This is a genomic window from Campylobacter concisus (assembly GCF_902460845.1).
Classification (GTDB): domain Bacteria; phylum Campylobacterota; class Campylobacteria; order Campylobacterales; family Campylobacteraceae; genus Campylobacter_A; species Campylobacter_A concisus_X.
On record NZ_CABPVS010000007.1, the window covers coordinates 1 to 26,051 of the forward strand.

The 26,051-nt window shown below is 38.6% G+C and carries 22 protein-coding genes; 21 read left to right on the forward strand and 1 reads right to left on the reverse strand.

Features of this window, described 5'->3' with window-relative positions:
• Nucleotides 1–205: 205 nt before the first annotated feature.
• The 7 genes from F3H00_RS09370 to F3H00_RS09400 all read left to right on the forward strand — a co-directional run bounded on the left by F3H00_RS09370 (nt 206) and on the right by F3H00_RS09400 (nt 8,384).
• On the forward strand, nt 206–5,257 hold the full coding sequence (locus F3H00_RS09370; protein WP_148799628.1) for a retention module-containing protein: 5,052 nt from the start codon (nt 206–208) through the stop codon (nt 5,255–5,257).
• 100 nt (nt 5,258–5,357) lie between these two features.
• Entirely contained in the window at nt 5,358–5,951 is a 594-nt protein-coding gene (locus tag F3H00_RS09375) for a LemA family protein (protein WP_054196173.1), read from the forward strand.
• Nucleotides 5,951–6,805 (forward strand): TPM domain-containing protein, encoded by an 855-nt coding sequence (locus F3H00_RS09380; protein WP_187424094.1) that lies wholly within the window; start codon nt 5,951–5,953, stop codon nt 6,803–6,805. Before F3H00_RS09375 ends, F3H00_RS09380 begins: the two co-directional genes overlap by 1 nt.
• Nucleotides 6,806–6,871: 66 nt before the next feature.
• A complete protein-coding gene (locus F3H00_RS09385) occupies nt 6,872–7,552 on the forward strand; it encodes an ABC transporter substrate-binding protein (protein ID WP_148799632.1) in 681 nt (226 codons plus the stop codon).
• Nucleotides 7,533–7,796, forward strand: coding sequence for a hypothetical protein (locus tag F3H00_RS09390; protein WP_148799634.1), 264 nt, complete (start codon nt 7,533–7,535; stop codon nt 7,794–7,796). The genes F3H00_RS09385 and F3H00_RS09390 overlap by 20 nt, the downstream gene beginning before the upstream one ends.
• 32 nt (nt 7,797–7,828) lie before the next feature.
• A complete protein-coding gene (locus tag F3H00_RS09395) occupies nt 7,829–8,035 on the forward strand; it encodes a hypothetical protein (RefSeq protein ID WP_148799636.1) in 207 nt (68 codons plus the stop codon).
• Between the two features lie 22 nt (nt 8,036–8,057).
• Nucleotides 8,058–8,384 (forward strand): hypothetical protein, encoded by a 327-nt coding sequence (locus F3H00_RS09400; protein ID WP_148799638.1) that lies wholly within the window; start codon nt 8,058–8,060, stop codon nt 8,382–8,384.
• Nucleotides 8,385–8,490: 106 nt separating this feature from the next.
• On the opposite strand, the gene F3H00_RS09405 is transcribed toward F3H00_RS09400, so the two are convergent.
• Complete coding sequence (locus F3H00_RS09405; protein WP_148799640.1) at nt 8,491–9,588, reverse strand: CinA family protein; 1,098 nt, start codon at nt 9,586–9,588, stop codon at nt 8,491–8,493.
• Nucleotides 9,589–9,683: 95 nt separating this feature from the next.
• Here F3H00_RS09405 and ileS point away from each other — a divergent pair, with 95 nt between their 5' ends.
• The 14 genes from ileS (at nt 9,684) to F3H00_RS09475 (ending at nt 25,979) form a co-directional block, all read left to right on the forward strand.
• A complete protein-coding gene (gene ileS, locus F3H00_RS09410; protein ID WP_148799642.1) occupies nt 9,684–12,440 on the forward strand; it encodes an isoleucine--tRNA ligase in 2,757 nt (918 codons plus the stop codon).
• Nucleotides 12,441–12,539: 99 nt separating this feature from the next.
• The gene (gene gatA / locus F3H00_RS09415) at nt 12,540–13,898 is read left to right on the forward strand and encodes an Asp-tRNA(Asn)/Glu-tRNA(Gln) amidotransferase subunit GatA (protein WP_148799644.1); all 1,359 of its coding nucleotides are present in this window, start codon (nt 12,540–12,542) and stop codon (nt 13,896–13,898) included.
• Between the two features lie 4 nt (nt 13,899–13,902).
• A complete protein-coding gene (gene guaB, locus F3H00_RS09420; RefSeq protein ID WP_148799646.1) occupies nt 13,903–15,351 on the forward strand; it encodes an IMP dehydrogenase in 1,449 nt (482 codons plus the stop codon).
• On the forward strand, nt 15,351–16,457 hold the full coding sequence (gene metX / locus F3H00_RS09425; protein WP_148799648.1) for a homoserine O-acetyltransferase MetX: 1,107 nt from the start codon (nt 15,351–15,353) through the stop codon (nt 16,455–16,457). Before guaB ends, metX begins: the two co-directional genes overlap by 1 nt.
• Before the next feature lie 3 nt (nt 16,458–16,460).
• On the forward strand, nt 16,461–16,652 hold the full coding sequence (gene xseB / locus F3H00_RS09430; RefSeq protein WP_004317712.1) for an exodeoxyribonuclease VII small subunit: 192 nt from the start codon (nt 16,461–16,463) through the stop codon (nt 16,650–16,652).
• Nucleotides 16,645–17,439, forward strand: coding sequence for a carbon-nitrogen hydrolase family protein (locus F3H00_RS09435; RefSeq protein ID WP_148799650.1), 795 nt, complete (start codon nt 16,645–16,647; stop codon nt 17,437–17,439). The genes xseB and F3H00_RS09435 overlap by 8 nt, the downstream gene beginning before the upstream one ends.
• 74 nt (nt 17,440–17,513) lie before the next feature.
• Nucleotides 17,514–17,867 (forward strand): MmcQ/YjbR family DNA-binding protein, encoded by a 354-nt coding sequence (locus F3H00_RS09440; protein WP_148799651.1) that lies wholly within the window; start codon nt 17,514–17,516, stop codon nt 17,865–17,867.
• 86 nt (nt 17,868–17,953) lie between these two features.
• Nucleotides 17,954–19,261: a UDP-N-acetylmuramate--L-alanine ligase gene (gene murC, locus F3H00_RS09445; RefSeq protein WP_148799717.1), complete on the forward strand. Its 1,308-nt coding sequence runs from the start codon at nt 17,954–17,956 to the stop codon at nt 19,259–19,261.
• Nucleotides 19,261–19,578: a hypothetical protein gene (locus F3H00_RS09450; RefSeq protein WP_148799654.1), complete on the forward strand. Its 318-nt coding sequence runs from the start codon at nt 19,261–19,263 to the stop codon at nt 19,576–19,578. Before murC ends, F3H00_RS09450 begins: the two co-directional genes overlap by 1 nt.
• Nucleotides 19,572–19,916 carry a hypothetical protein gene (locus F3H00_RS09455; RefSeq protein WP_148799656.1) on the forward strand — a complete coding sequence of 115 codons (345 nt, stop codon included), beginning with the start codon at nt 19,572–19,574 and terminating at the stop codon, nt 19,914–19,916. The genes F3H00_RS09450 and F3H00_RS09455 overlap by 7 nt, the downstream gene beginning before the upstream one ends.
• The gene (locus tag F3H00_RS09460; RefSeq protein ID WP_148799658.1) at nt 19,913–22,117 is read left to right on the forward strand and encodes an endonuclease MutS2; all 2,205 of its coding nucleotides are present in this window, start codon (nt 19,913–19,915) and stop codon (nt 22,115–22,117) included. Before F3H00_RS09455 ends, F3H00_RS09460 begins: the two co-directional genes overlap by 4 nt.
• Before the next feature lie 75 nt (nt 22,118–22,192).
• Entirely contained in the window at nt 22,193–24,106 is a 1,914-nt protein-coding gene (locus F3H00_RS09465) for an EAL domain-containing protein (RefSeq protein ID WP_148799660.1), read from the forward strand.
• 8 nt (nt 24,107–24,114) lie between these two features.
• On the forward strand, nt 24,115–25,203 hold the full coding sequence (gene dapE / locus F3H00_RS09470; protein WP_148799662.1) for a succinyl-diaminopimelate desuccinylase: 1,089 nt from the start codon (nt 24,115–24,117) through the stop codon (nt 25,201–25,203).
• 377 nt (nt 25,204–25,580) lie between these two features.
• Nucleotides 25,581–25,979 carry a ribosomal maturation YjgA family protein gene (locus tag F3H00_RS09475; protein WP_223155279.1) on the forward strand — a complete coding sequence of 133 codons (399 nt, stop codon included), beginning with the start codon at nt 25,581–25,583 and terminating at the stop codon, nt 25,977–25,979.
• Nucleotides 25,980–26,051: the final 72 nt, after the last annotated feature.

The following is a 26,051-nucleotide window of genomic DNA, read 5'->3' on the forward strand; positions in this document are numbered from 1 at the left end:
ATTATATTGATAATCAAAAAGCTATTTTTTGATAAAAGCTTATAATTCGCTTTTTACAAACTATTGACATTTGGAATTTATATATTTAATTAATATATTTTTTTCTTAAAAGATAAAATTTCTCATATAAAGTTATATCTTATAAAGATAGTATATAATCACGTAAAAATTTAAATAATACAAAAAATAATAATAAGGAGTAATCTTGGCTAAAGAAGCTGGAGTAGTAAAATTTATTAGTGGCAAGGCGGTCGCTATCGATCAAAACGGAAATGAGAGAGAGCTAAAAGTAGGTGACATCCTTTATATGGGGGAGAGTATCAAGACAAGTGATGCCGCTGATAAAATAACAATTGTTTCAAATAATGGAAAAGAGATTACGATTGTAGGCAATGATACACTTGCTTTAAATCAAAGTACTATAGGTGCGGAAGGCTTGGCAGATGTTAGTGATTTGCAAAATGCTATTTTAAATGGTGGAGATTTAACAAAACTTGAAGAGACCGCAGCTGGTGGAAACACTGCTGCTGGTGGTGGAGATGGTGTTAGCCTAAGTGACGCTAAATTTGCTGAGGGTGGCCACTACTCAAACATTAATGCAACATATAGAAATTTAAGTGATACAAATAGAGCTTTTGCATCATACGATAGCCCAATAAGCGGATACAATGGTGGAGATGATACTATAATCCCAAGCGATCCTCTTGTAACTTTTATAAGCGATCTTAATAACGATGGTACTTTAAGTAGGGTTGAGCATGCACGCGATACAAATTTAAATACATCAAAAGTTCTTATTACAATTCCAAATGATGGCACAGTAAGGGCTGGAGATATACTAAATATCACTATAACTAAGCCAGATGGTAATACTGAAAATAAAACAATTCCTATCACTCCAACTATCATAAGCAATGGTTATCAGTTTGATGCACCAATACAGACTGGCAAAATTTCAAAAGTTGATGCAACTATTACAAATTTCCAAGGAAATGTTAGTGGTAGAAGTGAAGATAGCGTAACTTCAAGTGGCTTTAGTGCTCCAGAGGTTAAATTTACAGAAGATAACAGCCCTGATAATAATCTATTAACATATACTGAAAATGCTAAAGACGGCAAATTAAATGAAACTCCAGTCCTTATAACTGTAAAGGATGTGATTGTTGGAGATGTGCTTCACGTGACTTTGACAAAACCTGATGGCAAAACTGAGGTTAGAGATGTACCTATCGATCAAGACATAATAAATAATGGATATAAGATAGACAATATGCCAGTTGAACATAACGAGCCTTCAAAAGTAGAAGCTTTTGTATCAGATCGTACAAACACAATGAGAAGTGCAACTGCAAGTGACTCTACTACTCTTGATGTAAAACCGACTTTGAAATTTGATGAAGATCTAGACAACAATGGCTATTTATATGATCCAGAAAATAGTAAAGATAATGACTTTAGAAGCACAACAGTAGAGATAACTTTACCAAAAGATGTAGTTGTTGGTGATAAGATCGTTATAACTTATACTGATCCACTAACTAAGCAAGATACAACAAAAAAGATTTCTCTTACACAAGAGATGGTGGATAATCAAAAAGTGAATACATCTCTTCCAATATTTCCAGGTGTGAAGACTACTGCTAGTGTTCATGTGGTAGATAAAAACAATGTTCTAAAAAGTGAAGAGTCGGCTCCAGATAGTGTAGAGCCTATTGGTAGAAATTTAGAAATGACATTACCAGAAGAAAAGACTCTTCATGAAATTTCAAGACAAGAGAGTATGGATGAGCATGAAGTAAATGAGACAACAGCTCTTATAAGACTTCCGAATAAAATAGATAATGGTGACATAGTTACACTTACTATAAACGAGCCTACAAATGGCGTTTATACAAGAAATTTCACTATAAATATGAATGATAAAGGTGAGGTAACAAGTATAACAGAGATCGGCAATGGCGGACAAAATTTCCCATTGACAAAAGAGAGTTATAATCAATACTCATTTAAAGTACCAGGCTTTGATCTAAGAAATGGACAAGATACGACTATCAGAGCTAGCATCACAAACATGACACCAGGCAGACATACATCTATAAATGAGTCAGAAGTATCGGCTAGTTTAGAATATGTAAAAAAACCTGAAGTTATCTTTGGAGAGGCTAATGGCACTAGGAGTATGAGCAGAGAGCAAGCTATGAGTGATGGTGATCTTGATAGCACAACAGTTACCATCAAGCTTCCTAAAAATGCAGTAAGTGGAGATAAACTAACTGTAACTATAAAAGAGCCAAATGAAGCTACTGCTAGAGAAATAAAATACATTATTGGAAAAGATAATAATGGTAAGTTCTTTGTAAAAGATAGCGATGGCAATAAAATAGATACAGAAATAGATGGTAGAAGCTTTAAAATTTCTGGCATTAAAACAGCAACTGGTCTAGAAACTAAAGTAACAGCTGAGATAAAAGATAAAGATGGTATTCAGCATGCAGAAGATACAAGCACGGTTACTATCTCAAATATAAACGATATGGCAGTATATTTCAAAGAGGATGCTGACCGTAACGTATCTTTAACGAGAGCAGAGAGTAAGGACCCAGATGGTGACCTACACAAAACGACAGTGGTAGTAAAAGTGCCAAATAACGTTATAGCTGGTGATGTGGTAACTATAAAAATAGATAATGGCACTCCAAAAAAGTATAGTGTTATAAGTAATCTAAATGGAGAAATAAAGTTAGAACATGTAAAAGGCGATGGCACTAAAGAAACTATTACTACAAATTCCACAAAGAATAATGAGATAGAAATTCCTGGCGTAGAGATCATTGCTGGCAAGACCATCAATGTAACTACTGAGACTACCGATGCAAGCGGTGGTAAAAAAGCTGAAGCACAAAATCATAACACTCTTGAAACGCTTAATAATGATATGAAAATCACTTTTGATGAAGATAGTGATAATGATGGCATCTTATATAATGCTGAGGCAAATCGTGATCACAACGAAGACACAACAACAGCAACTATCAAGCTTCCTTCAAATTTTGTTTTAGGTGATAAATTAATAGTAGAGTCACATAACGAAGACACACCAAATAATAAAACAACTAAGACATACGAGATAAAAAAAGACAATAACGGCAAATTGATAGCCAAAAATGGTAGTGAAGAGCTTGATATTACCGATGATGCTGATGGCAATAAGGTGGTCAAATATACACTTGGCTTAACAGAAGATCATAAGACTATCATTAATGCCAAGGTTACTGATAATACTGGTGCTGATAAGGTTGAGACAAATAGCGATATTACGCTTGATGCTCAAGGTAGCGGATCTGGAACAGGCTTTAGGCTATTTATTGATGAGGATAAAGATAGAAACGGAGTTCTAAGTAGAGATGAAGCTATGAAGGATGGAAAATTAAATACCACTTCGGCAACACTTCAAATCCCAACCACTGTAAATAGTGGTGATGTTATAAAAGTCAAAGTAAATGGTGGAGTAGAACAAGAATATACTGTTGTTTCAAATGTCGGCAATCGCATTACTCTAAAATTTCCAGATAATCACACTGAATTACTTCCAACAGATAATAAGCTAAAAATTTCTAATGTTCATATCGATAAAGATAATCCAGCAGTGGTTAAAGCTACTATAAAAGATATTAATACAGGAAGTGAAGTAGTAAAAACAGCTAAAGCTACGCTTCAAGCGATAGACACAAAAGGTATAAAAGTCGAATTTGTTGAAGATAATGCAAGTAGAGACAATGTAATAGACAGAGATGAAGCTATTTTGGACAATGATATAAAAAAGACAATTATAAGCGTTCAGGTGCCGCATAATGTCACAAATGGTGATAAGGTAGCAGTAACAATAAAAGAACCTCAAGCTAATGGTACAACAGGGTCTAGAACCATAACTTATACAGTTTCAAAAACTGCTAATGGTAAAATTTCATTAACAGACGATAGTGATCGTACTCATACTCCACATGAACTAGAAAATAACACTATAAAAATTCCTGGCGTTGCTATGCTTCCGGGTCGTTATACTAGTGCAGAAGCTACTATAACAAATGGTTCTGAGACTACAACTAGTAGCGAAGCAAAAGCTAAACTTGCTCCTTTAAGTGAAGCGGGATTAAGTGTAAGCATAGTTGCTGACAAAAATGACAATGGTATTATCTCAAGAGATGAGTCAGGTAGTAAAATTTCAAAGGTTCATGTTTCTATCCCAGGAAGTGTTGTAGCTGGTGATAAGATAGATGTTAAGATAACAAATCCTGATGGATCTACTGCGACTAATCATTACGAAGTTATGAAAAAAGATGTAAATGGAAAAATTACACTTAAAAATTTAGATGATGGTTCTCAACAAACGCTTGATAGAGATAAGCCACTTGATCTCAATGCTACTATCGCAGTTGATAAAGAAACAAAAGCTGAAGTTACCCTAACTGACACATTTGGTGAGAGCAAAACAGTAAGCGATACGGCACATGCTGAAATCGATGCTATAAGAGGTATCATGTTTAATAAAGATATAAAAACCTCAGAAAATGGCGAAAGATCTACTACGGTTAAAGTTTATCTTAATGAAGATGCTAGAAATGGAGATACAGTAGAGTTTAAATACACTGATCCAGACAACCACCATGCACTAACTAAGACTGCAACACATACTTTATCGGCTGAAGATATAACAAAAGGTGTATTCGAGCAATCATTAGATATTAATGCTAGATCAGCTTATGATTTGGAAGTCAAAGCTACTCTTAAGACCTCGGATTCGGATGGCTTAGAGTCTAAATCTTATGAGCCTTATAAACCACTTCATATAGGCGTTGAAAACTATACGGTTAAATTTGACGCAAGTAAAGACATGAAAGGTGGCAAAGGCAACGATACTTTGGTCTTTGATGGCGACAAAGTTAACTTTAACAATATTTCTAATCTTGATTCAAAAGTGGAAAGCTTTGAAAATCTTGAGCTTAAAGGAAAGACAGAGATCAAATTTAATGTACAAAATATCCTTGATATCACTGATAACCCTGATACGGTGCTTAAGATAAAAGGTGGTGATGTTGATGCTAATGGCAATAAAATCACAAAAGTTGATCTAGATCACAAATGGGATCGTGACTCTAACTACGACGCTAGTGGCTTTAAAGGCTACTCAAGCATAGATCAAATAAATGGAAAAACTATCCATATCCAAATAGACGACAAAATCCACACCGATCTTTAATCCCAAAAATGAGTGCGTAAATTCGCACTCATTTCAAACTCAAACTCACATTATTTTTTAAGTCTTGTTTTACTAATATTTGCTCCTTAAAGGAGAAAATATGAAAAATTTAATAGCCGTTATTATAGTTATTGCTGCACTTGCTTTTGGCGCTTTTAAGTATATAAATTCATTTGTTGCACTTGATGAAAATGTAAATGCAAAGTGGTCACAGGTGTTAAATCAATATAAAAGAAGAGCCGAGCTTGTGCCAAATTTAGTTGAAACTGTAAAAGGCTACGCAGCTCATGAGCAAAAAATTTTTGAAGATGTGGCAAATGCTAGAAGTAAGAGCATGCAAGTAAGCGTTGATGCAAGTGGCCTTAGCGATGAAGCTAAGATGAAAGAATTTATGACAGCACAAAGCTCATTTGGTTTGGCTCTTGGTAGGCTTATGGCAGTTAGCGAGAACTATCCAGAGCTAAAAGCAAATCAAAATTTCTTATCTCTTCAGAGTCAGCTTGAAGGTACGCAAAACCGCATAAGCGTAGCAATGCATGATTATATCGAAGCTGTAAAAGAGTATAACGTAGCCCTTAGAAGCTTTCCAAATAAATTTATAGCAAGTGCTTTTTATCCTGAGCTAAAGCCAAAACAAAATCTTGAAATAAGCAACGAAGAGAAGATAAATCCAAAAGTTTCATTTGAGAAATGATGAAGAAAATTTTTGCTCTTTTATTTTTTACATTTTGCTTTTGTTTTGCCATAAATTTTAAAGAGCAGATAAATGATGAGGCTCAAATTTTCTCTAAAAATGAGAAAGCTGAGCTTTTAAACTTAGTGCAAAATTACGAGCAAAATAGTACGACGCAAATTGCTATAGTGACTCTTAAATCACTAGAAAATAAAAGCATAGAAGAGATCTCTCTTGAGGTAGCTAGAGGCTACAAGCTGGGACAAAAACAAAGCAGCAACGGAGTGCTTTTAATAATCGCTCCAAACGAGAGAAAAGTGCGTATAGAAGTTGGTTATGGGCTTGAAGGTGTGCTAACTGACGCTATATCAAGCCAGATCATAAATGATGTGATAGTGCCTAAATTTAAGCAAGGAGATATGGGCGGTGGCGTGATAAATGGCATAAGAGCCATCATAAAAGTAGCTAGTGGTGAAGAATTTGAAAGTATGAGTGATGATGAAGAGATACCGTTTGGAATAGTTGCCTTTTTTGCTGGCATGATCTCGTGTTTTATCTCTGGCTTTTTAGGTAAATTTTTTATGCGAATTGGCTTTAGTGCGTGTTTTGCAGGGCTTACATCTACGGTATTTGAGCAATTTTTTGGCGTGCAAAATTACTTCATTGTCTTTGCCATTGTATTTATAATATTTTTTATTATTTTAAAAAATGCCTTTAAAAAAAATACTCAAAGCAAAAATGCACATAGTGGCTTCAGACGAGATAGATCAGACTCAAATAGCAGTGGCAGTGGCCATTCAAGCAGTTCAAGAGGTGGTGGCTTTAGTGGCGGCGGAGGCGGTTTTGGCGGAGGCGGGGCAAGTGGCAGCTGGTAAAATCTCATCAAAGATTAGCTTGTAAAGCTTAAATCCTTTAAAATATATAAAAACTTAGGAGCAAAGATGCTAGCTAGCGAACTGCTTAAAAGCCATTTTGCTAAATTTGATCTAGTGGCGGTGCTTAGTAAATTTTTAGAGCAAAGTCATTTTAATAGAGAAAAATTTGATCTACTTAAACAAAATAACTTTAAAAATTTAGATAAAAATATAAAGCAAGAGATAGTTGGTACTACTGGTTTTAAAGAGTTTTTTGACGATAAATTTCAGAGCTTTTTATGCGAGCTTATGCAAAGTAAAGTTTTGATTGTTTCTGGCAAAGAGTATAAATTTAGTGAGCTTGAAATTTATACTTGTTTTGACGCAAATACCTACAAAAGGCAGTGTGAGGCAGGAGAGATTTACTTTCACAACTTTGGCTTTGACATATCTTTTAAAAGCGAGCCATCGCTTTATGGTGGCATTTTAGTAAGAAGCCTAAAGCCCTTAAACGGGCAAAATTTTATCTTTGGGCCAAGAAAATGTGCCTTGCATATCTTAAATAGCAAAATTAGTAATTTAAACTTTGATCTAAAAGAGGTTGATTTTAGAAAAGATGAGATTACTTTTACGTCACGTATTAGATCATTTAGTGATAAAAATCAGCAAGAAAATGATTGTCTTAGAGCATTTACTGCTGAGTTTGAAAAAGCCTTAGAGCTTGATGAAAATTATAAAAAGAGATTAAATGCCTATAAAAAGGGGTGAGATTCATCTTCTTATCGGCTTTTGCGGTGAGAAATTTAGCCCAAAAATGCTAGATAAGAAAGATCACAGAAGAGTAAAAAAATACCCAAATTTAATAAAACAAAACTCATTTAAAATATCTCGCTACTTAAAATTTAAAGCAAAGATGCGAGGTAAAATCTGTCTTTCTCATAAAGAAAATATCGCAGTTTTAGCCATTTCAAAAGAAAAGATTGGAGTCGAAAATTTAAAAAAGAAATTTTAGCTCTAAAATCAATGAAGGATTTTAAGAAATTTATGCTTGATGAAAATGCAAGTGTGGCTTACGCGAGCGGCTTTGTAAAAGGGGCGCAAAGTGATGAGGTGCTGAAGCGCCACAACGCTTTTATCCTAAATTTTGCTGACTCGCTAAATGAGAGCCTAACTCAGGCAAAAGAGCTTGCTCTAAAGCTAAAAATAGCAGCACTTGTGATCGCGTTTTTACTGCTATGGTTTTTATTTTAGTGCGCTTATCTCGGCACCTGTGATGGGCATCATCATCCTTGGTGTGCTTCTTATGCTCTTTATTTTTGCTATTTTTGGCATAAATTTAAGCATTTTTGGTGTATTTGGGCTAATCCTTGCAAGCGCTGTTGGGATTGATTACATGATATTTGCGCTAAATAATAGCCTTAGCGAAAAAGAGCGAATTTATGGGATATTTTGCGCATTTATTACGAGTTTTATCTCGTTTTTCACACTCTCGTTTAGCCAGACCGCCGCTCTTAGCGTCTTTGGACTAAGTGTTAGCCTTTGCGTGCTGATATATGGGCTATGTGCTAGCGTTTTATCTTGTAAAAATATAAAAATTTAGCTTTGTTTTTATGCCACAAGCGTTTTGGCTAGCTCGGGGCTTTGATGGTTTTTGTTATTTTAACTCATTAAATTTCGCGTAGGGGGGGGTTTATAAAAGATAAAATTTATGCGAAAAATATCTCACTTTTTAGGCGAAGCAAGCATAGATAGGCACTTAGCACGCTTTGCTCTCTTACGTAGTTGCGCTCCCCTTTTAAAAGAAGCCTCTCAACCTCGATGTTACCGTCTCTATCGCCAGCCGCAACATATACTGTGCCAACTGGCTTGCTAGCTGTGCCACCACCTGGTCCTGCTATACCGCTAATAGCAAGTGCAAAGTCCGCATTTGTCGTGCTTAGCGTGCCTTTTACCATCGCTTTTACGCAAGGCTCGCTCACAGCTCCGTAAGTATCTAAAATTTCATCCTCAACGCCTAGCCACTCGTGCTTTATGTGGTTTGCGTAGGTTACTAACGAGCCATCAAAGCTAGCTGAGATGCCGCCATATCTTGCAAATTTAGCTGCCGCCAGCCCAGCCGTGCAAGACTCGGCAAATGAAATTTTAAGCCCCTTTTGCATGAGCCTCTTTGCTACAAATTCGATCACATCTTTTTGCGGGATAAATTTTTGCGAAAATAGCGTTTTTACACCTTGTAAAAAGCTCTCGATCTGGCCAAATTTATTACTTTTTGCCCTTACTAGTATCAAATTTGGCAGGATCTGCGCAAGGGTGATATCGACCTCGTAAGTTTTAGCAAGTGGCAGCATAAGGATCTTAGCACTATCAGCGTCAATGTCTATTAGGTGAAAGTAGCTAAAATCAGGCTCGTACTCGGTAAGAAACTCGCCTAGCTCTTCATTTGGATTAGCTTTTATGAGATTTATCTGAGCGTTATTTAGGCTTGCTAAAAAGCTATTTTTAGAGTAGTCTAAGCTATCTTTAAGTGCAAGTGTTGTGCTATCTTTTAGCTCAAGCGAGCCCCCTGTTAGCGTCGCTATGATCTTTGCGGCGATGGCAAAATTTTCATCTGAGCCAAAAATGCTTACAAAGTCGTAATCTTTTGATAAATTTTCGATGATAAAAGGTAGCTCTTTGCTATTTTTTGGAGCAAAACTGACAACTCCAAGCTCGCCAAAATGATCCTCGTAACTTTGAAAAATGTAGTTTAGAAATTCTCTATTTATCTCAAGATCTTCGCCTATTATCAAGATACTTTGTCTCATTTTTAAGCTCCTTTTTTTGCCTCATTATACTATTTTTCAGTGTGATTTAACCAGCACAGGTGTAAAATTAGCAAATTTTAAAATCAAGGTAAAAAATGGACTACAAAGAGACACTTTTACTCCCAGAGACAAATTTCCCGATGCGCGGAAATCTCCCACAAAATGAACCACAAAGACTAAAATCATGGTACGAAGACCGCAAGGTTTATGAAAAAATGAAGAAAAACCGCCAAAATGCGGCTAAAAGCTTCAACATCCACGACGGCCCTCCGTATGCAAACGGACACCTACATATCGGCCACGCGTTAAATAAAATTTTAAAAGATATCATCACAAAAACGCACTATTTTTACGGCGAAAACGTCCGCTACGTGCCAGGCTGGGACTGCCACGGCTTGCCGATCGAGCAGCAAGTAGAAGTTAAGCTTGGCGATAAGAAAAAAGAGCTTAGCAAGGTCGAGATCAGGGAGCTTTGCAGACAGCACGCGAGAGAATTTATAGACATTCAACGCAATGAGTTTAAAACTCTTGGCATCATCGGCGACTTTGAAAATCCATACATGACGATGAAATTTGAGTTTGAGGCTGACATCTACAAAGCACTTTGCGAGATCGCTAAAAAGGGCCTTTTGGTAGAGAGAAGCAAGCCAGTTTACTGGAGCTGGGCGGCTAGATCGGCACTGGCTGAAGCTGAGGTCGAGTACGAGGAGAAAGAGGACTATTCTATTTACGTAGCGTTTGAGCTTGATAGCGACGCACTAGAAAAGCTTGGTGTAAAAGAGGCGAGTGCAGTTATCTGGACGACCACGCCTTGGACACTTCCGGCAAATCAAGCTATCAGCCTAAATCCAGATGAAATTTACGTTCTAACGGCTGAAAATTTAATCTTTGCAAAGCCACTACTTGAGAGTATCATGAAGAGTGGACTAAGCAAAGGTGAGATCAAAAAAGAGTTTAAAGCAAGCCTGCTTGAAAAGGCTCACGCGATAAATCCACTAAACGGCAGAAAGTCTAAAATTTTACTAGGCGATCACGTCATGATGGACGGCGGTACTGGACTTGTTCACACAGCTCCAGGACACGGCGAGGACGACTACTACGTCTGCTTAAAATATGGCTTTAGTGAAATTTTGATGCCAGTTGATGATGGTGGCTGCTACGATGAAAGCATAAAACATCACGGACTATTTAGAAGTGACGTGGTAGATGAGTTTGTCGGTATGCACATCTTTAAAGCAAATGAGAAAATTTTAGAGCTACTTGGCAAAAATTTACTTAGCGTCTCTAAATTTAGACACTCTTATCCTTTCTGCTGGAGAACGCACAAGCCTGTTATCTATAGAGCGACAAAGCAGTGGTTTATAGCTATGGACGAGCCAAAACTAGGTGGCAAAACGCTTAGACAAACAGCACGTGCAGAGCTTGAAAAGGTTAAATTCTACCCAAGCGTTGGCATAAAAAGAATAGGCTCTATGATAGAAAATCGCCCAGACTGGTGTATCTCTCGTCAGCGTGACTGGGGCGTGCCGATCGCATTTTTTAGAGATAAAGCGACAAAAGAAGTTATATTTGATAGTGAAATTTTAGACCACATCGTGGCTATCTTTAAAGAAAAAGGCGCTGATGCGTGGTGGGCGCTAAGCATAGACGAGCTTTTGCCAAAGGGCTCAAAATACAAGGCTGAAAATTTAGAAAAAGTGATGGATATCCTTGACGTTTGGTTTGACAGCGGCTCGACATGGCATGCGGTCTTGCAAAGCGACAACTACGATGCTGGCAAATACCCTGCAAGCATGTATCTAGAGGGTTCAGACCAGCACCGTGGCTGGTTTCAAAGCTCGCTTCTAGTAAGCACAGCTATAAATTCTCACGCACCTTATGAGAGCATCCTAACTCACGGCTTTACAGTCGATGCTAAGGGTGAGAAGATGAGCAAGAGCAAGGGCAACGTCATCGCTCCACAAGACGTGGCCAAAACTCACGGCGTAGAAATTTTACGCCTTTGGGTTGGCATGAGTGATTACTCAAGTGACCTAAAAATAAGCGAAGATATATTAAAGCAAATCAGCGAGCAATACCGCAAAATCCGCAACACAATCCGCTTTTTACTAGCAAACGTAAATGACCTAGAAAGCCTAAATACAGAATTTAACATCCTTGATAAGTGGATCTTAGCACGCGCTAAAAAGGTCTTTGATGAGACGAGCGCTTGCTTTAGAAACTACGACTTTTCAAAGGGCTTTAACATCCTTTTAAATTTCCTATCGGCCGATCTTAGCGGCGTATATCTTGATGTTTGTAAAGATAGACTCTACTGCGACGCAAAAGACGCCCCAAGAAGAAGATCAGCTCAAAGCGCAATGGCGATTATCACAAAGGCACTTTTGCCACTCATCGCTCCAACGCTTACTTACACTGTCGATGAGGTGATGGACTACGCTCCGAAAATCATCAAAGGCGACGCAAAAGACGCGTTTGATCTAGTCTATGAGCCAATCAAATTTGACCTTAGCTTTGAAGATGAGCTGCTTTTTGCCAGCAGGGAGAAATTTAACGAGATCGTAGATGTTCTTAAGAAAGACAAAAAGATAAAATCAACCCTAGAGCTAAGCCTAGAGACCACAAACCACAACATCACAAGCTACGACGAGCGCGAAGTGGCCGATCTTTACATGGTAAGCTCAGTTAGATCTTACGATGATAGCGAGCCATTAGCCGAGTTTGAGCTTGAGAATGATAAATTTAAGATCATAGCAAGCAACCTTCACAAATGCCCAAGATGCTGGAAATTTAACGCTAGCAAAGAAGACGCGCTATGCCCAAGATGCGAAGAGGTCATAAGTGCTAAGTGAGCCAGTAAGCGTAAGCATCATAGTCACAACGATCGCTGCGGTGGTCGTTGTTAGCTTGTTTGGCATATTTTTGGTTAATAAATTTAAAGGATAAAAATAGTGGTAACTTTAAAAGAAGCTTTAAAATTTTCAGCTGAAGAGATAAAAAAATTACGAGCTGAACTTGAGGCAAAGATCATAAAAGAAAAAGAGCTTGGCGCTTATGTCGAGCAGCTAGCAAATTTAGAGATCGCAAAACTAGGCGAGGGCGTACCTATCGCTATAAAAGATAACATCCAGGTAAAAGGCTGGAATGTAACAAGCGCTTCAAAAATTTTGCAAGGCTATGTGGCACCATATAATGCAACTGTCATTGAGAAGCTACTTAGTAAAAATTTAGCTCCATTTGGCCGCACAAATATGGACGAATTTGCGATGGGAAGTACGACTGAGAGCTCATTTTACGGCAAAACACTAAACCCACTAAATCACGCTCACGTCCCAGGTGGCAGTAGCGGTGGCTCAGCAGCAGCAGTCGCAGCCGGCCTTGCAGTAGCCGCACTTGGTAGCGATACTGGTGGCTCGATCCGCCAGCCAGCGGCATTTTGTGGATGCGTAGGACTTAAGCCAACTTACGGCAGAGTGAGCAGATATGGCCTTGGTGCCTACTCAAGCAGCCTTGATCAGATAGGGCCGATCGCTCAAAACGTAGAAGATGCAGCCATTTTATATGACGCGATCGCTGGACACGACCCAAAAGATAGCACGAGTGCAGATGTGCCGTTTGTGAGCGTTAGTGACAAGATAGATGGCAACAAAAAACTAAAAATTTGTGTCATCAAAAACTACGTAGAAAACGCAAGCGAGCAGACAAAAGCTGCTTTAAATTTAGCTATAGAGAAGCTAAAATCACACGGCCACAGCGTAGCTTACACAAATTTTGAAGACTCAAAATATGACGTCGCAGCCTACTACATCATTGCAACCGCAGAGGCAAGCGCAAATTTAAGCCGCTACGATGGCGTGAGATACGGCAGACGTGCAGATGCTAAAAATTTAAAAGAACTATATGTAAATTCACGCTCAGAGGGCTTTGGCGAAGAGGTAAAAAGGAGAATTTTACTTGGTACATTTGTGCTAAGTAGCGGATACTACGATGCTTACTACATCAAAGCGCAAAAAGCAAGAGCGCATATAAAAGCTCAGTATGAGAAAATTTTAGAAGAAAACGATCTCATCTTCATGCCAGTTGCCCCAAGCACAGCTTATAAATTTGGAGCACACAGCGATCCGCTTCAAGCCTATCTAAGCGATATCTACACGATTAGCGTAAATTTAGCAGGCCTACCAGCTATCTCTGTGCCAGTTGGCAAAGATGATCAAAATTTAAACGTGAGCGCCCAGCTCATCGCAAAAGCGTGGAACGAACAGACCTTGATAAATGGTGCCAAGAGCTTAGAAAATTTAATAAAAGGATAAAAATATGAAGATAGTAAAGAGAGCTTTAACATTTGAGGATGTGCTTCTTGTGCCGCAGTACTCTGAAATTTTGCCAAAGCAAGTTGATGTCAAAACCAGGATCAGCAAAAACGTCACGCTAAATATCCCGATCGTCTCTGCTGCGATGGATACAGTGACTGAGCATAGAACTGCTATTATGATGGCGAGGCTCGGCGGTATCGGCGTAATACATAAAAATATGGACATCGAGAGCCAAGCAAAAGAGGTCAAACGCGTCAAAAAAAGCGAAAGTGGCGTCATCATCGATCCTATATTTATAAATCCAGAAGCGACCGTGGCTGAAGCTCTAAGCCTTATGTCAGATCTTCATATTTCAGGCGTTCCAGTCATCGACAAGGACCGTAAACTAATAGGAATTTTAACAAATCGCGATCTTAGATTTGAAACAAATATGAGCACTTTGGTAAAAGACCGCATGACAAAAGCACCGCTCATCACTGCACCAAAAGGTTGCACACTTGATGATGCGGAGAAAATTTTCTCTCAAAATAGAGTTGAGAAGCTACCTATCGTCGATAAAGATGGCAGACTTGATGGGCTTATCACCATAAAAGACCTAAAAAAACGTAAAGAGTATCCAAATGCAAACAAAGATAGCTACGGCAGACTTCGCGTGGCTGCGGCTATTGGCGTGGGTCAGATTGACCGTGCTAAAGCACTAGTTGATGCTGGCGTAGACGTCATTGTCATCGACTCGGCTCACGGCCACTCAAAGGGTATCATTGATACTTTAAAAGAGGTGAAAGCAAATTTCAAGGTTGACGTTGTAGCTGGTAATATCGCAAACCCAGCGGCCGTAAAAGACCTAGCAGAAGCAGGCGCAGACGGCATAAAAGTGGGCATTGGACCAGGATCTATTTGTACCACAAGGATCGTTGCTGGCGTTGGCGTGCCTCAAATTTCAGCGATTGATGACTGCGCAAGCGAAGCAGCGAAATATGGCATCCCAGTTATTGCTGATGGCGGTTTAAAATACTCAGGCGACGTGGCAAAAGCCCTTGCGACAGGCGCTGCTTGCGTTATGGCAGGAAGCTTGCTAGCAGGTTGCGAAGAGAGTCCAGGTGAACTTATAACATACCAAGGTCGCCAGTACAAAGTATATCGTGGCATGGGCTCAATAGGCGCTATGACAAAGGGCAGTTCGGACCGCTACTTCCAAGAGGGCACCGCTCAAGACAAGCTTGTGCCTGAAGGCATCGAAGGCCGTGTGCCATTTGCTGGCAGCATAAAAGATGTGATACATCAGCTAATAGGCGGCCTAAGAAGCGCTATGGGCTATGTTGGCGCAAAAGATATCCCAACTCTTCAAGAAAGAGCTGAATTTGTCGAGATAACAAGCGCTGGACTAAAAGAGAGCCACGTCCACGACGTAGTTATCACTCACGAGGCACCAAACTACAAAGTTAATTAGTGTTAAATCTGCAAACTAGAACTATTAAATTTAACGAGCCACTCTATCTTGAGAGTGGCCGTATACTATCAAATTTCAAGCTTATTTATGAGACTTACGGCACACTAAATGCTGATAAAAGCAACGTTATCGTGATCTGTCACGCCCTAACTGGCTCGCACCACGCAGCTGGCACCTACGCAGGCGATGAGAAAGCTGGCTGGTGGGACGGGCTAATAGGCAGCAAAAAGGCGGTCGATACCGATAAATTTTACGTTATCTGCGTAAATATTTTAGGCTCATGCTTTGGCTCGACCTCGCCGCTAAGCGTTGATAGAAGTAGCGGCAAAGAGTATAGGCTAAATTTTCCAGTCCTTGCCATAAGCGACGTGGTAAAGGCGCAAATGAGGTTATTTAGCGAGCTTGGCATCACAAGGGCAAGAGCCGTGATAGGTGGCAGTCTTGGCGGTATGCAAGCACTTTGCTATGCTATCGAGTTTCCAGAATTTGCCCAAGATATCATAATGCTAGCAAGCACCTACCAGACTAAGCCATGGGCGATAGCGTTTAACAAAATCGCCATCGAAGCCATTTTAAACGATGAAAATTTCAAAAATGGCGAATACGACGTGGAATTTATAAGAAAAAATGGTCTAAAAGGCATGGCTTACGGCAGGATGGCAGGGCACATCAGCTTTTTAAGCCCTGATAGCATGGATGAGAAATTTGGACGAAACTACGTCGAGACTGACGGCCTTTACGAGCTTTCCGGACGTTTTCAGGTAGATCGCTACATGGAGTATAATGGCTACAACTTTCCAAAGAGGTTTGATCCACTAAGCTATCTATACATCGTAAAAATGATGAATATCTTTGACTGTACAAGGCACTATGACAACTTAAAAGACGCCCTTGCGCCGATCAAAGCAAACTTGCACCTAATCGCTTTCAAAGGCGATCTACTCTTTCCGCCATGCTGTATGAGAGAGATTTATGACACACTTTGTGAGATGGGGCGAGGAGAGAATACAAATTTCGTAGAGATAGATAGCAACTACGGCCACGACGCATTTTTGGTCGAGATAGAAAAATTTGATGGATATATAAAAAATATATTAAAAGGATAGAAAATGGAGCAAAAAGAGCAAAGCTTTGAAGAAAAATTAGCACTAGCAGATAAAATTTTAAACGATCTAAATAAAGATGATGTGAGCTTAGAAAATAGCATAAAGCTGCACGAACAAGGCAAAAAGCTACTAAATGAGGCAAGAGAAATTTTAGAAAACGCAAAACTTAGCATAAAGCAGGTGGATGATGAGTAGAATTTGTGCTCTTCAGCTACCAACTCAGCCTTTAAGTGAGGCAAGGCTTGATTATTATCTAAAAATTTGTGCGGACGAAAATGCAAGGCTTGTTGTGCTTGGTGAATATGTGCTAAATAGCTTTTTTAAAGAGCTCATTAGCATGCCAAAAAGCCTTATAAAAGAGCAAAGCGAGCGCAAAAAAGAGGCTCTTTTTGCAATGGCAAAAAAGTATGATCTAAATATCGTTGCACCCATTGTAAATCTAAAAGGCAAGGAAATTTTTAAAAGTCTAGCCAAATTTACCCCAACACAAGTCAAGCTATATGATCAGCAAATTCTCATGCCTTACGCTCACTGGAATGAGGCGAAATTCTTTAATAACACAAGCGATGAGCTAAATTTGCCTATCTTTACCTATGATAAATTTAAAGTTGGCGTCATGTTTGGCTTCGAGGCGCACTTTGATGTGTGCTGGGCCTATATGAGCGCCAAAAAGGTCGATATCGTGCTCGTGCCAACGGCTTGTACATTTTTTTCTCAGGCGCGCTGGGAGGAGCTTTTAAAGGTTAGGGCCTTTACAAACAACGTCTACGTTCTCCGCGTAAACCGCGTAGGAAGCCATAAAAGTGACGATGCGCAGTGGAGCTTTTACGGCGATTCGATGCTTATTAATCCGTTTGGTGAAGTCAAAAATAGGCTTGGTAAAAATGAAGAGATGATGATAGATGAGCTTAGCAAAAAGGAGCTTAGTGAGGCTAGAAGCACTTGGGGTTTTATGCAGATAGAGGCGAAATTTAAAAGATAAAATAAGTCCGTAACCGGATTGGAAAGCGAGCTTAGCAAGAATGAGCGCTCTTTAAAGGAATTTTGGAGTGAAATTTGAAACGAAGTGACGTTGAAAAATATATAAAAGAGAAATTTGACATTTTGGGTGAGCAAATTTTCCCAAAATATCCAAAATTTAGCGTCTTTCGTCACAAGAAAAACAAGAAGTGGTTTGCGCTGCTTATGCAGCTAAGCGCTAGCAAGCTTGGTCTTGAAAGTGACGAAATAATCGAGGTTTTAAATCTAAAATGCAGCCCAGATCTAGCCATGGTGCTAGTTGATGAGCGACAAATTTTTAAAGCATATCACATGAATAAAAAGCACTGGATAAGTGTAAATTTAAACTCCAAAATCTCACAAAAAACCGTTTTTGACCTGATAGATGAAAGCTTTAGCTTAAGCAAATAAAAGCCATTTTTCAGCCTTAAATTTAGTAGTTTTTGTTAAAATCACGAAAAACTTAAGGATAAAATTTGCAAGAGCTAAACAATGATATCAAAAAAGTCCATTTCATCGGCATCGGCGGCATCGGCATCTCAGCCATCGCTAGATTTTTACACGAAAAAGGCCACAAGATAAGCGGCAGCGACATCAAAGAGAGCAAAACGACGCTAGAGCTAAAAGATGAAGGTATCGAGGTCATCACGCCGCACTGCAAAGAGGCGATAAAAGACCAAGACTTTGTGGTCTATTCAGCTGCGATAAAAGAGGATAATATCGAGCTAGTGGAGGCCAGACGAAAGGGCATAAAGTGTTTTTCTAGAAAAGAAATTTTGCCTTATGTGCTTGAGGATAAGTGCGTCTTTGCAGTAGCTGGCGCACACGGCAAGAGCACGACTTCAGCGATGCTAGCAAGCCTAATAGAAGGCTCAGTCATCATCGGCGCCATCTCAAAGCAGTTTGGCTCAAATATGCGCTACGCTAAAAGCGATAACGTCGTATTTGAGGCGGATGAGAGCGACTCAAGCTTTCTAAACTCAAACCCATATCTAGCCATCGTCACAAATGCAGAGCCAGAGCACATGGAGCATTACGACTACGATCTAGCTAAATTTTACGCAGCCTACAAGGGCTTTTTGGAGCGCGCGAGAGTTAGGGTGATAAACGCTGAGGACGAGTTTTTAAGTACGCTTAAGCTTGATGCGATCAGGCTTTATCCAAGCACTGACATCACCGAGCTTACAATGGTTGTAAGAGACTATCAGCCATATACCAGCTTTAATCTTAAAAATTTAGGCAAATTTGAAGCCTTTGGCATGGGTGAGCACATCGCCATAGACGCATCTTTAGCCATCCTTGCTGCGATGCATGAGACACCGCTTAAAGACATCAGAGAAAATTTACTAAATTTTAAAGGCATCAAAAAGCGTTTTGACATCCTTAGCGCAAACAAAAATTTCGTCCTAATCGACGACTACGCGCACCATCCAACCGAGATAAAAGCAACGCTAAAATCAGTCTTTGAATACGCCAAAATTTTAGGCATAAACAGTGTTACAGCGATATTTCAGCCACACCGCTACACAAGACTTAGCACAAATTTACCTGGCTTTAAAGAGTGCTTTAAGGGTGTTGATGAGCTTGTCATTTTGCCAGTTTATGCAGCTGGAGAAAATCCGATTGAAGTTGATATGAAGAGCGAGTTTAGCGAGTATAACCCGATCTTTACAGACAAGGTCGAGAGGGTAGAAGAGGGGATAGAATTTACAGATGAATTTGGCGTGAAAAACCGCCTAAGTGATGGCATTGTAGTTGGCTTTGGAGCGGGCGATATCAGCGTGCAATTAAGAGGCGGATATTAATGGACCTAAGTACTTTTAAGCCTCAAGATGAAAATGAAATTTTAAAAGAGATAAATGAAAAAGAGTTAAGCGAGGATGAAATTTCTACCCTTATAAATTTAGGCAAAAAAGATATCTTAATAGCGCTTGCAAGGTCGCAAAAGCTAAATAGCGCTCAGATAAAAGATATGCTGCTAAATGCCTCGTATATGGCTGTTTGCTTGTTAGTTGAAAAACAAGATATCAGTGAGGTTAAGGCTGAAATTTTAGAAAAGATCGAGCCTCATGCTGAGCTTTACAAAGAGCTAATCACAAAATATAAAGGCGTAAAATGGTAAGAAATTTGATAATAATCGCCGGTGTGATGCTGCTTTTTGGAGCGATCTGGGCGATAAAAGATGAAAAGATCAGCAAAGGCGTTAAAGCGTTTGTTAGCGCGGTGCTTGTAGCGATCCTTGTTTGTGTCTATTTTTATGAGCAAAATTTATCAAAAAACGAGGACGCCATCTCAAAGCTAGTTAGCGATTTTAAACAGGGCAAAACACTAAAATGTGGCGAATACAACGTTAGCGCTGAGAAATTTAACTACGAATTTGGTACGGCGTCATTTTTAGCTAAAAGAGAATTTAGCGATCTCTCAGGCGTCATCGTACCGATAAAAAGTTGTGAGCAATGACTGAAGAGATATTTTTAAAGCTCGATCTGGGCGAGTATTTAGAGAAATTTAACTCTTTTTTAGCAAGGCAAAAACCGCTATTTTTACAAGGTGACAGCAAAATTCACTTTGAAAACATAAACGAGCTTTCCAAGTATGATTTTAAGGCGCCTGAGGAGATAAAAAACCTAGATGACGCGCTAATTAGACTTAGCAAGCAAGCGGTGCTTCATATCAGTGAAATCTACGAGTTTGCAAAGATCATTAAGTATTTTTCATATCTAAAAAAGCAAAAATTTGAAGGTAGGCTTGGCGAGTGGATCACAAAAGTAGAAATTCCTGAAGCGATGAGCACTTTGGCAAATAGTTTTGATGAGAACGGCGAGTTTAGTGACAGCGTGGACGAGAGATTTTACGCGATAAAGCAGGCGTTTAGCGAGAAAAAGCGCCAGATAGATGCCGAGCTTAAAAAGCTCATCTACTCAAAGCACATCACGCCCTATCTAGTCGACACCCAGACGCACTATATCAACTCACAAGAGGCACTTTTGGTACGTGGCGGTTTTAATCACGCCATAAAAGGCACTGTGATCGCTAGAAGCTCAGGCGGCTACTTCTACGTTGCACCTGCAAGTACCGAGCGCCTAAAAAAGGAGCAAAGCGAGCTGCTTGATAGAAAAGAGGAGATCGTTTACGAGCACTGCAAGAAATTTAGCTTGCAAATGGGTAAGAGCTTGCTCTTTTTGAAATTTATAAATAACGCTTTTGATCAGTTTGATGCATATCAGGCGCGCGTAAATTTGGCTAGATCGCGTGACTATGAGTTTGTTTTGCCAAACAGCTCGCACGCTATCAAACTTGAGAAATTTGCCCATCCAGCGCTTAAAAACCCAAAGAGCGTGAGCGTAGATTTTAGTAAAAAAGTGCTTTTAATAACCGGCGTAAATGCTGGTGGTAAGTCGATGCTTTTAAAATCAATCATATCAGCCACGCTACTTGCAAAGTATCTGCTGCCTATGCGTATCGACGCAAACCGCTCAAGCATCGGCTCTTTTAAAGAATTTGACGCGATTATAGAAGATCCGCAAAGTGTGAAAAACGACATCTCGACCTTTGCTGGCAGGATGGTGCATTTTGCAAAGCTTTTTACTAAAAAATCGATCATCATAGGTATCGACGAGATCGAGCTTGGCACCGACTTTGAGGAGGCTGCGAGCTTATATGGCGTCATGATAGAGCGCCTCATCACTCAAGATATCAAAATGATCATCACGACCCACCACAAGCGCCTTGCGATGCTATTAGCTAAAAATCCAGAGGTTGAGCTAGTGGCGGCACTTTACGACGAGGCGGCTCAAAGGCCAAAATTTGAGTTTTTAAAGGGTACGATCGGCAAGTCTTACGCCTTTGAAACAGCGGCAAGATACGGTATATCTCAAAATTTAGTGGCTCAGGCAAAGAAAATTTATGGCGAAGATAAAGAGAATTTAAACGAGATCATCACAAAGACGCTAAATTTACAAACCAAACTTGATGAAGGGATAAAAGAGGTTACGGCAAAAGAGGAGCGACTGGAGCGCTTGCTTGAGGAGCAAAAAGAGCTAAAAGAAAAAAACGAGATCAAGCTAAATGCGACTATTTCGCGCCTGGAAAAAGAGTATTTTGAAGCAATAAATGCGGCAAAAGCGGTTATAAATTTCAAGGATATAAAAGACAAACAAAGGGCGCTAAACGTGGCAAATGAGAAAAAAGCTGCCATTGTTAAGCCTAAAAAAACTGAACGCGAGAGCCTAAAAGTAGGCGATAGAGTGAAGTATGAAAATATCAAAGGTACGGTTTTAAGCATCTCAAAAAATGATGCAATGATCGAGTCAAATGGCATAAATTTACGCGTGCCACTAGAGCTTTTAAGAAAAAATGGCAATGAAGTGGAGCTACCTAAAAAAGGCGGCGTAAGTTTAAGTGTGGATAAGCCAAAAACGGCCTCGCTCTCGATTGATCTGCACGGCATGAGAGCTGACGAGGCGATAGCAAAACTTGATAAATTTATCTCAGATAGTCTTGTTATAGGATTTGACGAGGTTAGGGTATTTCACGGCATCGGTACTGGCAAACTCGCCTTTGCTGTTAAAAATTTCTTAAAAGAGCATCCAAGCGTGAAAGAATTTTTTGATGCACCGGCAAATCAAGGTGGATATGGAGCTAAAATAGTCAGGCTTTAACTTCTTCCCAAAAGTTAAAATTTATTTTAAGGTTGATATAATCAGGGCAATTACACAAAACAAGGGAAGTAACTTTTGAGTAACAAGGACGAGCAAACGGGTAAAAATCTAAACATCACTAAAACGATTATAGGTTTAGTGTTTGTTTTGGGAAGTATTTTTTTAGTCGAAAACCTGGCAGTTTTTTATTTTAAATTTAATAATGCTTCTGCTGAAAATGGTTTTAATCTTCGAAAGAAAGTTGATTATTTGACATATCAATATGTTGATTATTTTAAAAATGTCAGCAAATATGATGTCTCAAATTTCCAATCTTACATTAACGATAGTGCTATGGGTGATGTTCTTTTATTAAAGGATGATAATAAAAATGGATACAAGGTCGTAGCGTCTTCAGATAAAAGAATAATAAATCAAGAGTTTAATGACAAAAGCTGTGGAAATATCTTTGCTCATAATTTCCAAAAAGATTATTTTTGGGCAAAAATTTTGCCAGAAAATGCTGCTCAAGTTTGTATGTTTGTGCCGGTTGGAGAGTATATATTAGGCTTTAAAGGAAAGGTTGATCAACGTATTACTGGTACGCATGATGAGTACTTTTTTGAGTGGCTTTTAAATAATATGGCTTTAACATTCATCTTAAGCCTCGTTGGTGCAATAGTTGCTTTGTCTACTTGTATATGGTACGCGGTTAAATATATAAAAGAAAAAAATAACTATAACGCATTAAAAACAGATACTAAAAAACAGATAGAAGAGCTTGGAGAAAAGCTTTATATCGATCCGATGACTGGACTTTTAAATAAAACAGCATTGGTGCGTGATATTAATAGCTATGAAAATCCTAAAGTAGTGCTTATAGATATTGACGATTTTGGCAAGATGAATGACTTTTACGGTAAATTTGCATGTGATCAGATTTTGGTCAAGATGGCTGATTTGATCAGTGAATTTGCCAAAAACGAGAATATGAAGGCTTACTGTATAGAAGCAGATAGGTTTGCTCTGGTAGAAGATAGCGATAGCTTTATCGATAGATATGAAGATATGGTTGAAGATTTGATAGAAATTTTTAAAGGTCGTATGCTAAGTATAGTAGATGAAGATGGTAGGGAGATAGAAGGTATCGAGATACATAGTACAATAGGCTTTGCTCTTGATAGTGACCAAACGCTAAGAAAAGCAACAATAGCATTAAAAACAGCAAAAGAGCAAGATAAAGACTATGTTTGTTATTTCAAAGGGCTAAATCAAAAAGAGGAATATGCAACTCAAATAGAACGCTCTAAACTGATACAATACGCCACTATAAACAACAATATTGTTCCTTATTTTCAGCCGATAGTTAATGACCAAAAGGTACCTGTAAAATACGAATGCTTGATAAGACTTTTAGATAGAGGCGACGTTATATCACCAAATGTCTTTTTAGATATCTCAAAGCGCATTAAGCGTTATGCTGATCTTGAGAAACAACTCATTGTAAAGTGTTTTAAGCAGCTTGTAGAGGATAAGAATTTAGTACTTTCTATAAATTTAAGCAGTAGAGATATGATCGATGGTGATGTTAGCTCACTTGTTTTAAATTTATTAAACAAGCACAATGTTGCTGGTAGAGTAGTATTTGAGATCGTTGAAGATGAAGAGCTTAAAAATTTAGAGAGAGTTTCAAATTTTATCGAGCGTGTAAAAAGCATGGGTGCAAAGATTGCTATCGATGATTTTGGCTCAGGATATTCAAATTTTTCTTACATCATAAAGATTAAGCCTGACTACGTGAAGATCGATGGCTCTATTATAAAAGATATAGACATAAATAAAGATTCACACTCTATCGCAAGTGCGATCGTGGCATTTGCAAAAGACCTTGGTATAAAAACTATTGCTGAATATGTGCATTCAAAAGAGATATTTGAAATCTGTAAAGAGATCGGCGTAGATGAGTTCCAGGGCTTTTATTTTGGTGCACCAGAGCGTGCTGGCTCATAAGGTACTTAGTGGTAATTAGCTTTTTAAAAGAGCTTTTAAGCTTTCGCTCTATCACACCTAATAATGCTGGAAGCTTAGAATTTATCGCTAGATTTTTGCCTGATTTTGAGGCAAAATTTATAGAAAAAAACGGCACCAAAAATCTCATACTCTCTAAAATTTATGGTGATGGCGAGCATCTAGCTTTTGCTGGACACGTTGATGTCGTGCCTCCAGGTGAGGGCTGGGATAGTGAGCCATTTACTCCACTAGAAAAAGATGGCTACATCTATGCAAGAGGCGCACAGGATATGAAAAGTGGCGTGGCTGCTTTTGTTTGCGCTGCTAAAGATGCGAAATTTAATGGTAAGCTAAGTCTTATTTTAACAAGTGACGAAGAGGGCGATGGCACATATGGTACGCCTTTAGCACTTGAATATCTGCGCAAGATAGGCGATCTACCAAAATTTTGCGTCGTTGCTGAGCCAACTTGCGATAAAGAATTTGGTGATAGCATAAAAGTTGGTAGACGTGGCTCGATAAATGGCAAGATCGTGATAAATGGCATTCAAGGGCACGTAGCATATCCTGAAAAGTGTGTAAATCCGGTAAATTTGATAGCTCCACTTTTAAGTAAAATAGCTGATCACGATATGGACGCTGGAAGTGAGTTTTTTAGTCCAAGCAAGATTGTGATAACTGATATTAGAGGCGGCATACAAGTTTGCAACGTCACGCCGAGCGAGCTTAGCATAATGTTTAATGTGAGAAACTCAAATTTAACCGACGTAAATGACGTTGAGAGCTATCTTAGAGAGGTCTTAAAAGGGCTTGATTACGAGCTTAGTATAAAGCAAAGCTCAAAGAGATTTTTAACAAACAAAGATAGCAAAATCGTAAAAAATTTAATAGCTTCTGTCAAAAAGATCACCGGAGTTACGCCGGTTCTAAATACAAAGGGCGGCACGAGCGATGCAAGGCACTTTGCTAAATTTGGTGTAGATGCGATAGAATTTGGCGTGAGAAACGATCGTATACACGCCAAAAACGAGCGAGTTAGTGTTGGTGAAGTAAATAAACTTTATGAAATTTTTAAAGATTTTATAGAAAAATTTTAATCCATAAATTTCATTATCCTTAAACCAAAAAGTTATTAAGTGTCTAAAAAATATTTTCAAAAGCTATTTTGATTAATATTTCTTGTCAAAGAATTTTAAAAATAAGAAATTTTTTATTTGGCAATATTGCTATTATCTGTTACAATTCATGAAATAGCTGGGTTTTGGCAATTTCAAGTAAAACCTAATGGAATACTCTTTTTAACGAGCATAAGGCAGAAGTTATAAATACATTTGTGGGCGAGAAATATATCCAGTATAATCCTGGCTTTAAAGATGGCATGGATATCATTTCTAATTTATAAAAAGTAAAATTTTCAAATAAGTAAAAAATGCAAGTAAAGCGAAAAATATACAAATCTTTTCAATACGAGAAAATGAGACATAGCTTGCGAGCCAGATTGTTCTTTTTAGTCGTGGCAATCGTGATTTTAGCAATCGAAATTTATATCGCAGTTTTTGTCAAAGGTGGCTTCGTGCGTCATTATTTGGGTGATGTGCTAGTTACGGTGATGCTTTACGCATTTGGACGAGCCGTATTTAAAACTACACCAAAAATTTTAGCATTTGAAATATTTGCTTTCTCACTATTTATAGAAATTTTACAATACTTTAAAGTGCTTGAAATTTTAGATATTCATAATTTAATAATACGCATAGTCTTTGGCGGAACATTTGACGTTAGCGACATCGTATGTTACGCATTGGGCTGCTTGCTGGCTTATTTGACTGATGCCATTTGCTTTCTGCAAAAGTATAAAAGTCCAAAGATATAGTGATAAATTACAACTTTATTTTTAAGTATAAAGCAGGAACTAATCATCTTAAAAGCTCCAGCAAAATTTATC